We start from the raw sequence: 12,685 nt of genomic DNA, 5'->3' as shown, positions 1-12,685 counted from the left end.
CTTTCCAGGTTCCCGCTTTCGCGTTTCCCTTTCCGGCGGTTCCGACTCTATCAGATCCTTTCGGGCCTGACTCCCAGTCAGAGGGGCTGTCCTCCCGGCCGTTGGGCCGTTCCGACGTCTCAAACCTTAGCGGATCCCTTCGGCAGTTCCTAATCGGGCTGCCGGTCCGAATCGAATTGAATTCGGGCGCGCCGAAAGCAATCCCATTGGGAGATCGTTCTGAGGGTTTGAGGGTGCCGCTCGTGCGGCGGAGGTGCTGTCGCAGAACCGTTACGGCTCTGTGGCAACCCGAAGAACTCTACGGATCCGGGAGGGGGTTGTCAACCACCCTCTGTCAAGATCTTTTATGTCGGCCTCAGTCCAGGTCGGTGAGGCGTCCGCCCGCGTCCGGCTGGGCGTGTTCCACCCGGCGCAGGAGCCGGGTGAGGACCTCTCCCAGGGTACTGCGCTCGTCGGGAGACAGGTCCTGGAGGAGGTCCTCCTCGAAGACCGTGGCGAGGCGCATCGCCTCGAGCCACTTCTCGCGGCCCTCGGCGGTCAGCTCCACGATCACCCGCACCCGGTTGGACTCGTCGCGTTCCCGGGTCACCAGACCCTCGGCGACCATGCGGTCGATCCGGTGGGTCATCGCGGCCGGCGTGAGCCCCAGGCGCTTGGCGAGATCGCTCGGACCCAGGCGGTAGGGGGCACCGGAGAGGACGAGGGCCTTGAGCACCTCCCACTCGGCGTTGCTGATGCCGAGGGCGGAGGTCTGGCGGCCGTAGGCGACGTTCATGCGGCGGTTCAGGCGGGACAGGGCCGAGACGATCTTTTCGACCTGGGGGTCGAGGTCCCGGAACTCGCGCTGGTAGGCGGCGATCTGCTCTTCGAGTGTCGGCTCGCCGAGGGTGCCGGGGGTGTCGCCCATGGGCGAAGTATGGCACGGGCATGCTTGGCGTTGAAGTTCTTCTAGGTGTACTGTTTAGCTTCGAAGTTTAGCTTCGAAGTCTTCACTCCTAACTACTGAGAGAGGTGAACGTGACCAGGGCGATGGGCGCAGCGATGCGCCGGATCCACGTGGGTAACGCACTCAGCGCATTCGGGCTCGGCTTCACCGTCCCCTACCTGTACGTCTATGTGGCGCAGGTGCGGGGGCTTGGGGCCATGACGGCGGGGCTCGTGCTCGCTGTCTTTGCTGTGGCTGCGCTGATCGTGCTGCCGTTCGCCGGGCGAGCCATCGTCCGGCGCGGTCCCCGGCCGGTCCTGCTCGCCGCCCTGGTCACTGCTGCCGTAGGGGCACTGAGCCTGGGACTGGCGGCCAACAGCACCGCCGTGCTGTTGTCGGCGGCCGCGCTCGGGGCCGGTCAGGCCGTGATGCAGCCGGCGCTCGCGACGATGATCGTGGACTGCTCCACGGCGGACACGCGCTCGCGCGCCTTTGCCATGCAGTTCTTCCTGCAGAACCTGGGGCTGGGTGTCGGCGGGCTCATCGGCGGCCATCTCGTCGACTCTACGCGCGTCGACTCCTTCACGATGCTGTTCTCGATCGAGGCTGCGGTGTTCCTGCTGCTCGCGGTCGTGATGGCAACCGTGCGGATGCCGCACTCCCCGCGCATCGAGGACGCGCCCGCGCAGTCGGCGAAGGGCAGCTGGAAGCAGTTGCTCGGCAACCGGGCCATGGTGCAGCTGTCCGTGCTCGGCTTTGTGCTGTTCTTCGCCTGCTACGGGCAGTTCGAGTCGGGGCTGAGCGCGTACGGGGTCGAGGCCGCGGGCATCTCGACGTCGGCGCTGGGCACGGCGCTCGCCGCCAACACCCTGATGATCGTCGTCGCGCAGTTCGCCGTGCTGAGGTTCGTCGAGCGCCGGCGCCGGTCCCGGGTGATCGCCGTTGTCGGGCTGATCTGGGCCGTGGCGTGGGTCATGGCCGGTTACGCCGGGCTCGGGCACGGCAGCCAGGAGATGGCGACGGCCGCGTTCGTGTCGACGTATGCCTTGTTCGGGCTGGGTGAGGCGATGCTGTCGCCGACCGTCGCCCCGCTGGTCGCCGATCTCGCGCCGACGGGGATGGCGGGGCAGTACAACTCCGCCTTCGCCCTGGTGAAGCAGCTTGCGCTGGCCGTCGGGCCGGCGGTGGGCGGGCCGCTGGGGGCCTCGCTGCCCGCGCCTTACATCGTGACGTTCCTGCTGTTCTCCCTCGGGATCACCTTCCTCGCGCTGCGCCTCGGGCGGCAGCTCACCGCTGTACAGGATCAGCCGTGGCTCGGGAGGAGCCGGGTGGTCGCCCGGGGCGGGGCTGCTGCGGAGCCGGTGGTCGCGGAGGCCTGAGCCCGGTCAGGTCGAGCCCTTGGGGAGGACGAACTCGCACCAGACCGCCTTGCCCCCGCCCGGTGTGCGGCGTGAGCCCCAGTTCGAGGCGATCGTCGCGACGATGGCGATGCCCCGGCCCGACTCGTCGCCGGGTTCCGCGCGTCGGCGGCGGGGCAGGTGGTCGTCGCCGTCGGTGACCTCGATGATCAGGCGGCGGTCGGTGCGGCGCAGGCGCAGGCGCATCGGTGGCGTGCCGTGCTGGAGGGAGTTGGCGACCAGTTCGCTCGCCGCGAGGACGCCGAGGTCGTGGAGGTCTGTGGGGAAGCGCCAGCTCGTCAGGACGCCGGAGGCGAAGGCACGCGCGCGTGGGGCCGCTTCGATGCCGCCGAGGAGTTCCAGGGCCGCGTTGCGGAAGAGGTCGCTGTCCGGGCCGGTGCGGGCCGGGTGCTGGAGGACCAGGACGGCGACGTCGTCGTCGTGGTCCGCCGTCACGCCCGCCGAGCGGACCAGGCGGTCGCAGACGACCTGGGGCGTGCCCGTGGCGCCGGCCAGCGCGCGCTCCAGGGCTGCGATGCCCTCGTCGAGGTCCTCGTCCCTGCGTTCCACCAGGCCGTCCGTGTAGAGGACGGCCGTGGAGCCGGGGCCCAGGGGGATCGAGCCCGACGCGTGCATCCAGCCGCCCGTGCCGAGCGGCGGGCCGGTCGGCTCGTCGGCGCGCAAGACTACTCCGCTCTCGTCGCGTACGAGGATCGGGAGGTGGCCGGCGGAGGCGTACACCAGGCGGCCCTCGTTCGGGTCGTGGATGGCGTAGACGCAGGTCGCGATCTGGTTGGCGTCGATCTCCGTGGCGAGGCCGTCGAGGAGCTGGAGGACCTCGTGCGGGGGGAGGTCGAGGCGGGCGTACGCGCGGACCGCGGTGCGGAGTTGGCCCATGACGGCCGCGGCTCTTACGCCCCGGCCCATCACGTCGCCGATGACCAGGGCCGTGCGGCCGCCGCCGAGGGTGATGACGTCGTACCAGTCGCCGCCGACCGCCGCCTCGGTGCCGCCGGGCTGGTAGGTGGCGGCGATGCGCAGGTCGTCGGGTTCTTCGAGTTCCTGGGGCAGCAGCGAGCGCTGGAGGGTGACGGCTGTCTCGCGCTGCCGGCGTTCGCTGGCGCGGAGGCGTTCGGCGGCTTCGGCGTGGTCGGTGACGTCGGTGGCGAAGACCAGTACGCCCGCGTTCTCACCCTCCGTCACGGGGGTGCAGGTGAAGGTGTAGGAGCGGCCGTCGGGGGCCTTGCGGGACTTGAGGGTGCGGGGCTTGCGGCTGCGCAGGACCTGGTCGAGGAGCGGGAGCAGGCCCAGTTCGTCGAGTTCGGGGAGGGATTCGCGGGTGGGCTCGCCGAGCGGCCGTACGCCGAAGGCCGTCACGTAGGCGTCGTTGATGTAGGCGACGCGGTGGTCGGGGCCGTGGACGAGGGCGACGAGGGCCGGGACGCGGTCGAGGACCTCGCGGACGGGGAGCTCGTCGACGGCCGGTACGGGGGCGTGCTCGTCGGTGAGTTGTTCGGCGCGGGCCGCGGGCACGGGGTTCGGGGTGTCGGCCTGCCGGTCGGGGGCGGCCGTGTGATCGGTCCGCGCTGCGGCGCGGCGCTGCGTTCCGGGGAGCCGGGCGCTCCAGCGCGTGAAGTTCACGAATCCTTGCCTCGTGTCGTCGTCTTCGGCGTCTTCGGCCGGCTCCGGACCCGTCCGGAGGGCTGGGGGGTGACGCCCCCGGGATGCAGCACGGTGGAGAGAGCCTCTTGGGTTCGAAGGGCGGGCATCTGCTCGCCCTGGGCGGGGATCAGTCTGGCAGTGTGGCCTACCGGGGCGACATCCGTGAGACGCCCGGTCGGTCGGTGGAGTTCCTCGGTCCGGTCAGGACGACCCCTTCGGGTCGTTCATCGGGTCGGTAGGAGGCTTTCCACCGGCCGCGAGTTCGAACTCCGCTCGGGGATGTTCGAGCGAACCCAGGGAGACGATCTCCCGCTTGAAGAGGCCCGAAAGGGTCCATTCCGCCAGGACACGGGCCTTGCGATTGAAGGTTGGCACCCTGCTGAGGTGGTAGACGCGGTGCATGAACCAGGCAGGGTAGCCCTTCAGCTTTCGCCCGTAGACGTGGGCGACGCCCTTGTGCAGGCCCAGGGAGGCGACCGAGCCGACGTACTTGTGGGAGTACGTCTCGAGGGGTTCGCCGCGCAGGGAGTGCGCGATGTTGTCGCCGAGGAGCTTGGCCTGGCGGACCGCGTGCTGGGCGTTGGGTGCGGTCTCCGTGCCGGGTTCGGCGGCGGTGACGTCGGGGACGGCGGCCGCGTCTCCTGCCGCCCACGCGTGCGGGACGCCGTCGATCGTCAGCTGGGGGGTGCATTTCAGCCGACCGCGTTCGGTACGGGGCAGGTCGGTGGCGGCGAGCAGCGGGCTGGGCTTCACACCGGCCGTCCAGACGACCGTACGGGTCGGGAAGCGGGCGCCGTCGCTGAGGACGGCGACACGGTCCGCGCAGGACTCCAGGCGGGTGTGCAGGCGTACGTCGATGTTGCGGCGGCGCAGTTCGGTGACCGTGTAGCGGCCCATCTCCTCGCCGACCTCGGGCAGGATGCGGTCCGAGGCCTCCACGAGGATCCACTTCATGTCCTCGGGCCGGACGTTGTGGTAGTAGCGGGCGGCGTAGCGGGCCATGTCCTCGAGTTCGCCGAGCGCCTCGACCCCGGCGAAGCCGCCGCCGACGAAGACGAAGGTGAGGGCCGCGTCGCGGATCGCGGGGTCGCGGGTGGAGGAGGCGATGTCCATCTGCTCGATGACGTGGTTGCGCAGGCCGATGGCCTCCTCGACCGACTTGAAACCGATGCCGTGGTCGGCGAGGCCCGGGATGGGCAGCGTGCGCGAGATCGAACCGGGGGCGAGGACCAGTTCGTCGTACGTCATGTGCTCGGGTCCCGCTCCCTCCTCCTCCGTGGCGAGGGTGCTGAGGGTGGCGGTGCGTTTGGCGTGGTCGATGGAGTGGACCTCGCCGACGACGACATGGCACTGGTCCAGGACGCGGCGCAGCGGTACGACGACGTGCCGGGGTGAAATGGCACCGGCGGCCGCCTCGGGAAGGAATGGCTGATAGGTCATGTAAGGGTCGGGAGTGACGACTGTGATCTCGGCCTCGCCCCGCCTGAGTTCCCGTTTCAGCTTCTGCTGGAGGCGCAGGGCCGTGTACATCCCGACGTAGCCGCCGCCGACAACGAGAATGCGCGCACGTTCCTTCACCATCCCATGACGCACCCGGCGCTTGATTTTGTCCACAGCCCCGACAATTTGTGTGACGCGGGGCCGGGGAAGCCCAGGGTTGGCCGAATTGCCCGACTGCCCGGAAGCGCCGCAGGTCAGCGGGTGTGCGCCGGATGACCTTGGGGGGCGCAATCGGGACGTATGCGACCCGTACTCCGATCGGGGGGCGCTCCGTGCGGAACCTGCCCCTTCTGAATTGACTCCCTCTCAACTATGTTCGTGTCTCGACGGGGTGTAGGGGGATGCACTCATCGGTCGTCGAGTCCGCGACGGGCGGGCCGGTGAACCGGGCTTGTTCCCACGCTCCGGCAACCAATGAATGGCGGGGAGAGTCTCCGGGGGGAGACGTCATTACCGGGGGAACACTTATGCATGTTCAGGACTCTCATTGGTCGTCCGCGTCAGCACTGACAACGGGCGGCATGGTGAGCGCGGCGACGGGCAACGGACGCGGGGACACCTCGCGCACGACGCCGCTGCGCGTGGATGCACAGCGCAATCTGGAGCACGTACTGCGCGCGGCGCGCGAGGTCTTCGGCGAGCTGGGGTACGGCGCGCCGATGGAGGACGTGGCGCGGCGGGCGCGGGTGGGTGTGGGGACCGTGTACCGGCGGTTCCCGAGCAAGGACGTCCTGGTGCGGCGGATAGCCGAGGAGGAGACCTCCCGGCTCACCGACCAGGCCCGGGCGGCGCTCGGCCAGGAGGACGAGCCGTGGTCGGCGCTCTCGCGCTTCCTGCGGACGTCGGTGGCCTCGGGTGCCGGGCGGCTGCTGCCGCCGCAGGTGCTGCGGGTCTCGGTCGGCGACGACGGGTCCGACGGGACGGTCTTCGACGAGGCCCGGGTGCCGCAGCAGCGGACCCAGCCGGGTTCCGGGGAGCTGCGGCTCGTTCCCGAAGGGGCCCCCAGGGTCTCGGCCGAGGACGACACGGGTGCGGGCGCGCTGCTCGAGGTCGTGGGCCAGCTCGTGGAGCGGGCGCGCGCGGCGGGTGAGCTGCGGGCCGACGTGTCGGTCTCGGACGTACTGCTGGTCATCGCGACGGCGGCGCCCTCGCTGCCGGACGCGGCGCAGCAGGCGGCCGCTTCGGCACGGCTGCTCGACATCCTGCTGGAAGGGCTGCGGTCACGGCCGGCCTGAGGGTGCGGCCCGTCGGCGGGAGGGGCGTGTCAGCGTCTCCGGTGGCCCGTAACTCGAACGGTCCGTAACTCGAAGAGGTGATGGTGGGGCGTGGGCACCGCACGGCCCGCGCGCCCGGCGTGAGCCCGGAATGAGCGCGACATTTCCGGCATGCCACTCAACTGCCGCTCAATTTCCGCCTGTCGGGCGTCAATTGAGCCTTCCCCGAATGAGCGACGACTAGTACTACGGCACGACAAGTCCCCACGGACGGGTGGATGGTCCGCTCTGATGGGTCCTGAACAAAAGCCAATATGGCACTCTGACCCGGTGTTCGGGACTGGTTGGGCAGGCGTCGGGGGCTTTCCGCGATGAGCGTTGACGGGCGGGACGAGCCACTGGGTGACGGTGACCCGGAGGCCGGTGGTTCGCCGCAGGTGCCGAGTCAGGGCGGGCCGGGCGGACGGGCGGGTGTCCCGCGCGGCGGTCGCCCCGAGACCGTCATCCCACCGCAGGGCGGCGAGCCGGTCGAGCCCGTCGAGGGCAGTGTCCCGGCGCAGCGCGACCGGCGGGAGGACGGCGTCCTGCCGCCGCCCAGGGACCAGCCGCCCTCCGACGCCGATCTGATCGGGCGGATGCGCTCGGGCGACGACACCGCGTACGAGGAGCTGTACCGGCGCCACGCGGACGCGGTGCGCCGCTACGCCCGCACGTGCTGCCGCGACGCGCACACCGCGGACGACCTCACCGCCGAGGTCTTCGCCCGCATGCTCCAGGCGGTGCGCGGCGGCCACGGCCCCGAGCACGCCGTACGCGCGTATCTGCTCACCACGGTCCGGCGGGTGGCCGCGAACTGGACGAAGTCCGCCAGGCGTGAGCAACTGGTCGACGACTTCGCGGTGTTCGCGGCGCAGGCCGCGCGCTCCTCCGAGGTGTCCGAAGACGACACGTTGGAGCTCGGCGCCGACGTCCGCGCGATGCACGAGGCCGAGCAGTCCATGGCCATGCAGGCCTTCCGGTCGCTGCCGGAGCGCTGGCAGGCCGTGCTGTGGCACACCGAGGTCGAGGACGAGTCGCCGAGCGAGGTCGCCACGCTCTTCGGTCTCGACGCCAACGGCACCCGGGTCCTCGCCAGCCGCGCCCGCGAGGGCCTCAAGCAGGCCTATCTCCAGGCACACGTCAGCGCCACGCTCGCCGGCGACGAGGAGTGCGCCCGCTACGCCGACCGGCTCGGCGCCTACGCCCGTGGCGGACTGCGCACGCGGGCCGAGCGGGGGCTGCGCAAGCACCTGGAGGAGTGCGCCAAGTGCCGGCTGGCCGCGGGCCAGATCAAGGAAGTCGCCGGCGGTATCCCGGGCGTCGTGCCGGTCGCGGTCATCGGCTGGTTCGGTGCCGCCGGGTACGCCAAGGTGGCCGCGCTCGTCGCGGGCGGCACCGGAGCCGGTGCGGCGGGGGTCGCGGGAGCGGCCGCCGCGGCGGGCGGCGGCTCCTCCAGCGGAGCGGGCGCCGGTGGCGCGGCGGCCTCCGAGGGGCTGGGTGCGCCCGCCAAGATCGGCCTCGCCGCCGGTGTCCTCGCCGCCGCGGGTGTGGCGGTGGCCCTCGCGCTGTCCGGGAGCGGCACCCCGGTCAGGAAGCCGGACGCGAAGCCACCCGCCTCCGCGCCGGCCGTCCGGCGTGAGTCGCCCGAGCCGACGCCACCGAAGAAGAAGCCCGAGCCGAAGCCGCCGGTGATCGAGCCCGTGGCGGCACACGCGCCGACTCCGGCCCCGGCTCCCCGGCCGAAGGCCACCCCGACCCCCACTCCCGCCCCCAAGCCGAAACCGAGGCCGACCCCGAAGCCCACGCCCACGCCGACGCCCACTCCCACCCCGACTCCGCCGCCGGTTACGGCCGTCTACCAGTGGAGCGGACTGTCGTACGACCTCACCGGCGACGGCACCAAGCCCGAGATGCGGATCGGCCAGAGCAGCTGGGTGTGGCAGCGGTACGGCATGGCGATCGCCGGCAAGCAGTACCCGCAGGGCGTGACCGTGCACGGCGAGTCGTCCGTCACCGTCGACCTCAACCGCACCTGCTCCGCCTACGACGCCGTGGTCGGCGTCGACGACATGACCCTGGGGCTCGGCAAGGTCTACTTCTCCGTCTACGCCGACGGCGTCCGGCTGTGGCAGTCCGGGCTGATCCAGGCCGGCCACCCGGCCGTCCCGGCCCATGTGAACCTCGCCGGGTACCGGACCGTACGGCTGGTCGTGCAGCCGCAGAGCGGCTTCGACACCCTGACGCTCGCGGACTGGGCCGAGTCGAAGTTCACCTGCTCGTAGGGCGTACGGCTGTGGTTCGGGCCGCGGTTCGGGCTGCGGTTCGGCTACGGGAGCTGCTCGGCAGGGTGCTTGTGCAGGGCCTCGCCGAGTTCCGCGAGGAGGTCGTCGGTGTCCAGGGCGGCGCCCCGGGCGCGCTCCGCCTCGAATTCCACGGCGCACAGCGCGGCGCGGGCGGCGGCCTCGGCACGCTCGGCCTCGGCGCGCTCCGGCATGAGGCGCGGTTGGCCGCCCCGCAGCCGGTCCGCGGCGGCGAGCAGGCGGACCGCGCGCGGATGGTCTCCGAGGTCGGACAGCTGGACGGCCGTACTGTCCACGAGGGTGGCCGTGATCCCGTCGGCGCAGCGCCGCTCCACCGCCTCGCGGACGGTGTCGGCCAGCTTCGGCAGTCCCTGTGCCGGGCCCGATTCGGCGACCGTCACCAGGGCGTCGATCGCGTTCAGCATCACCATGAACTGCGGCGGAGGCGTGCCCCGCCCGATCTCCTCGTGAGCCGCCTCGTGCAGCGTGCGGGCACGGGCGGTGTCCTTCTCGTCCAGTGCGAGCTGGGCGCGCATCAGCAGCACGAACGCCCTGGAGTCCGGTACGCCGTAGCGGTCGGCGGCGGCGGTCGCCTCGTCAAGGCCGCTGAGCGCGGTCGCGCGGTCGCCCGCCCGGTAGGCGATCTCGGCGAGCCGGGCCAGCAGGAACGGTGTCTCGGTGTACGCGCCCACCTCGTAGGCGAGCCGCAGCGCCTCCCCGTACTCGCCCTTGGCCTCCTCCAGACGGCTCCGGGCCATCGCCGCCTCGCCGGCCGCGCTGCACACCTGGGCCCGCATCCAGCGGTCGCCGACGCGCCGGCTCAGCGCCCTGAGCTCCGCGAGGTCCTCGTCGACACCCTCCATGCCGCCCGGAGAGTCGACCGCCATGTGCGTACGGAACATCAGGGCGACGCCGACCGCCCAGTCGTCGCCGTGGGCACGGCAGTTGGCGACGGAGACGTCCAGGGCGGCGCGGACGTCCTGCGGGCTGTCCAGGACGAAGGTGGTGAACGGCCAGACGAGGCCCGGCATACGGGCCGCCTCCGGGCCGCCCCGCTCGAAGAACTCCCGCAGCCGGCCTACGTACTGACGCAGCCGGTCGTCCAGCAGCACGTCCATCGGCTGGGTGTCCGACTGCATGAAGAGGTGCAGCATCCGGAGGTTCATGCGGAGGGTGTGGCGGGGGTGGTGCGCTTCGGCGTCGGGGGCGGAGAGGTAGGCGTCCATGGGATCAATGGGACCAATGGGATCCATGGGGCCTGTGGGGGCCAGGGCGGGGGCCTGCGAGGCGGCGGCGGTGTCCAGGGCGACGCCCAGGCGGAGGACCTGGTCCAACCAGGACTCGGCCTCGTGGCGGTAGTTGCGCAGCCACCAGAACCAGCCCATGGACAGGGCGAGGGCGCCGGCCTCCGACTCGGCGCCCGCGGTGAGGGCACGGCGGAGGGCTGCGCGGATGTTGTCCAGCTCGGTCTCCAGACGGGTGATCCACGGCAGTTGACCGGCGGAACGCAGGAGGGGGTCGGCCTCCGCCACGAGCGCGCGCACCCATGCGCTGTGCCGGCGCTCGGCCGCGGCGCGCAGTTCGGGGGCCTCGGCGGCGCGCTCCGCGGCGTACTCGTGGATGGTCTCCAGCATGCGGTAGCGCATGCCGCCGGAGCCGGCCCCGTCGTAGGACGTCTCGGCCGGGGTGGCCACGATCAGGGACTTGTCGACGAGCGCCCCGAGGAGATCGGTCGCGGGGCCGGTGCACACGGTCTCCGCCGCCGCGAGGTCCCAGCCGCCGGCGAACACGGAGACCTCGCGCAGCACCGTGCGCTCCCGCTCGTCGAGCAGTTCCCAGGACCAGTCGACGACCGCGCGCAGGGTCTGCTGGCGGGGCAGGACCGTACGGCTTCCGGAGGTGAGGAGGCGGAAGCGGTCGTCGAGGCGGTCGGCGATCTGGCGGGGGGTGAGCAGCCGGAGCCGGGCCGCGGCCAGTTCGATGGCGAGCGGCAGGCCGTCCAGGCGGCGGCAGATCTCCTCCACCGCCTCACGGTCGCGGAGCACGGCGGCCGCGTCGGGACGGACGGCGGACGCGCGCTCCTCGAAGAGGCGGTGTGCCTGGTCGAGGACGAGGGGTTCGACCGGGCGCACGGACTCGCCGGGGACGCCCAGGGGTTCACGGCTGGTGGCGAGGATCGTGAGCCCGGGGCAGCGGGTGAGCAGCGTCTCGGCGAGGGCTGCCGCTGCTTCTATGACATGTTCGCAGTTGTCAAGGATCAGGAGCTGGCTGCGCGGGGCGCAGTACTCGACGAGCAGGGCGAGCGGGTCGTCCTGCGGGGCCGTCAGCTCGGTGGTCATCAGCACGGTCTCGCGCAGACCGAGCGCACTGACCACCGCGCCCGGTACCGCCTCCGGGCGGTCCAGCGGTGCCAGTTCGACCAGCCACGCCTGGGGGAGCCCGGCGGCGGCCTCCTCGGCGAGGCGGGTCTTTCCGGAGCCGCCCGGACCCGTGAGGGTGACGAGCCTTGTCCTGTGCAATTCGGAACGGATGGCGTCGAGTTCTGGTTCCCGGCCCACGAAAGAGGTAAGGCGGGGACGGAGGTTGCCGGTGCGGGTGGGGGGTTCGGGTTGGGGGGCGGCGGGGGTGGAGTCCGGGGTGCGGGTGGGGGTGGGGGTGGGTGGTGGTGTTGTCGCCGGGCTGAGCAGTTCCGTGTGCAGGGCACGTAGTTGGGGGCCCGGGTCGGTGCCCAGGCCTTCGGCGAGGGCTCGGCGGGCGGTCTCGTATGCGGCGAGGGCGTCGGCCGTACGGCCCGTGTCGCGCAGGGCGCGGATGAGGAGGGCGTGCAGCGGTTCGTCGTACGGGTGCGCCGCGGTCAGTTCCTTCAGATGCGGTACGGCGGCGTGGGCGCGGCCGAGGTGCAGGTCCGCGTCGATGCGCGCCCTTGTCGCCTCGCGGTGCAGCGCTTCGGGGCGGGTGGCGGCGAGGCGGTCCGGGAGGTCGGCGAGGGCGGGGCCGCGGTACAGGGCGAGGGCCTGGTCCAGGGTGTGTGCGGCGGTGTGCGGGTCGCCGTGGTCGAGGGCGGTGGTGCCCTGGCGTACCAGTCGCTCGAAGACGAACAGGTCCACGTCGTCGCGGGTCGCCTCGAGGCGGTAGCCGCCGGGGGCGGAGGTGATGCTCTGTCTGCCCAGGGTGCGGCGGAGGCGGGCGACGAGGGCCTGGAGGGCGGCGGGGGCGTCCTGGGGCGGGGTGTCCGACCAGACCTCGTCGATGAGGGTGTCGGGGGTGGTGACTCGGCCTGGGCGCAGGGCCAGGGCGGTGAGGAGGGTGCGGAGGCGTTGGCCGGGGATGGGTAGGGCGGTGCCGTGGTCGTCCTCTGCCTGGGTGACGCCCAGGATTCTGTACCGCACCAGGTCATTGTCGCCGGGGGGTGGGACTGGGGCACGTGGTTTGTGGAGGCCGGGGGCTCGGGGGCCGCTACGGGTGCCGGGCACCGGGTGTTTTCTCGCCCCCGCCGCCCCTACCCGTCCCGTCCCCAGGGGCTCCGCCCCTTCGGCCCCGCCAGGGGCTCCGCCCCTGAACCCCGCGGGCTCCGCCCCGGACCCCGATCGGCCTGAACGGCCTCGTCCTCAAACGCCGGACGGGCTGAGAAAGCGACCCGCGCCTGAA

7 protein-coding genes are annotated in these 12,685 nt (G+C 72.0%); 3 read left to right on the top strand and 4 right to left on the bottom strand.

Annotated elements, in window-relative coordinates; genetic code table 11:
- Positions 1–355: 355 nt before the first annotated feature.
- The gene (locus tag ACFY1E_RS09560) at positions 356–907 is read right to left on the bottom strand and encodes a MarR family transcriptional regulator (protein ID WP_365844555.1); all 552 of its coding nucleotides are present in this window, start codon (positions 905–907) and stop codon (positions 356–358) included.
- Positions 908–1,029: 122 nt separating this feature from the next.
- On the opposite strand from ACFY1E_RS09560, the gene ACFY1E_RS09555 reads away from it, so the two are divergent.
- A complete protein-coding gene (locus ACFY1E_RS09555; RefSeq protein WP_389073383.1) occupies positions 1,030–2,304 on the top strand; it encodes an MFS transporter in 1,275 nt (424 codons plus the stop codon).
- A gap of 6 nt (positions 2,305–2,310) precedes the next feature.
- Here ACFY1E_RS09555 and ACFY1E_RS09550 read toward each other — a convergent pair whose 3' ends face one another.
- Both ACFY1E_RS09550 and ACFY1E_RS09545 read right to left on the bottom strand, forming a co-directional pair.
- Complete coding sequence (locus ACFY1E_RS09550) at positions 2,311–3,963, bottom strand: SpoIIE family protein phosphatase (protein ID WP_389073314.1); 1,653 nt, start codon at positions 3,961–3,963, stop codon at positions 2,311–2,313.
- A 222-nt stretch (positions 3,964–4,185) separates the two neighbouring features.
- The gene (locus tag ACFY1E_RS09545; RefSeq protein ID WP_389073381.1) at positions 4,186–5,565 is read right to left on the bottom strand and encodes an NAD(P)/FAD-dependent oxidoreductase; all 1,380 of its coding nucleotides are present in this window, start codon (positions 5,563–5,565) and stop codon (positions 4,186–4,188) included.
- 386 nt (positions 5,566–5,951) lie between these two features.
- Here ACFY1E_RS09545 and ACFY1E_RS09540 point away from each other — a divergent pair, with 386 nt between their 5' ends.
- Positions 5,952–6,719 (top strand): TetR/AcrR family transcriptional regulator, encoded by a 768-nt coding sequence (locus tag ACFY1E_RS09540; RefSeq protein WP_389073311.1) that lies wholly within the window; start codon positions 5,952–5,954, stop codon positions 6,717–6,719.
- A 350-nt stretch (positions 6,720–7,069) separates the two neighbouring features.
- Positions 7,070–9,019, top strand: coding sequence for a sigma-70 family RNA polymerase sigma factor (locus ACFY1E_RS09535; protein ID WP_389073309.1), 1,950 nt, complete (start codon positions 7,070–7,072; stop codon positions 9,017–9,019).
- A 44-nt stretch (positions 9,020–9,063) separates the two neighbouring features.
- Here ACFY1E_RS09535 and ACFY1E_RS09530 read toward each other — a convergent pair whose 3' ends face one another.
- Positions 9,064–12,426 (bottom strand): BTAD domain-containing putative transcriptional regulator, encoded by a 3,363-nt coding sequence (locus ACFY1E_RS09530; protein ID WP_389073307.1) that lies wholly within the window; start codon positions 12,424–12,426, stop codon positions 9,064–9,066.
- Positions 12,427–12,685 lie beyond the last annotated feature (259 nt).

Origin of the sequence: Streptomyces sp. NPDC001604, from assembly GCF_042893475.1 — a bacterium.
In the GTDB taxonomy this organism is placed as follows: domain Bacteria; phylum Actinomycetota; class Actinomycetes; order Streptomycetales; family Streptomycetaceae; genus Streptomyces.
This window is presented reverse-complemented; position numbering and strand designations above follow the sequence as displayed.

Bases quoted from the DNA above. Each gene is read 5' to 3' on its own strand.
- ACFY1E_RS09535 (WP_389073309.1), top strand. From the start codon at position 7,070: ATGAGCGTTGACGGGCGGGACGAGCCACTGGGTGACGGTGACCCGGAG.
- ACFY1E_RS09555 (WP_389073383.1), top strand. From the start codon at position 1,030: ATGGGCGCAGCGATGCGCCGGATCCACGTGGGTAACGCACTCAGCGCA.
- ACFY1E_RS09540 (WP_389073311.1), top strand. From the start codon at position 5,952: ATGCATGTTCAGGACTCTCATTGGTCGTCCGCGTCAGCACTGACAACG.
- ACFY1E_RS09545 (WP_389073381.1), bottom strand. From the start codon at position 5,565: ATGGTGAAGGAACGTGCGCGCATTCTCGTTGTCGGCGGCGGCTACGTC.
- ACFY1E_RS09560 (WP_365844555.1), bottom strand. From the start codon at position 907: ATGGGCGACACCCCCGGCACCCTCGGCGAGCCGACACTCGAAGAGCAG.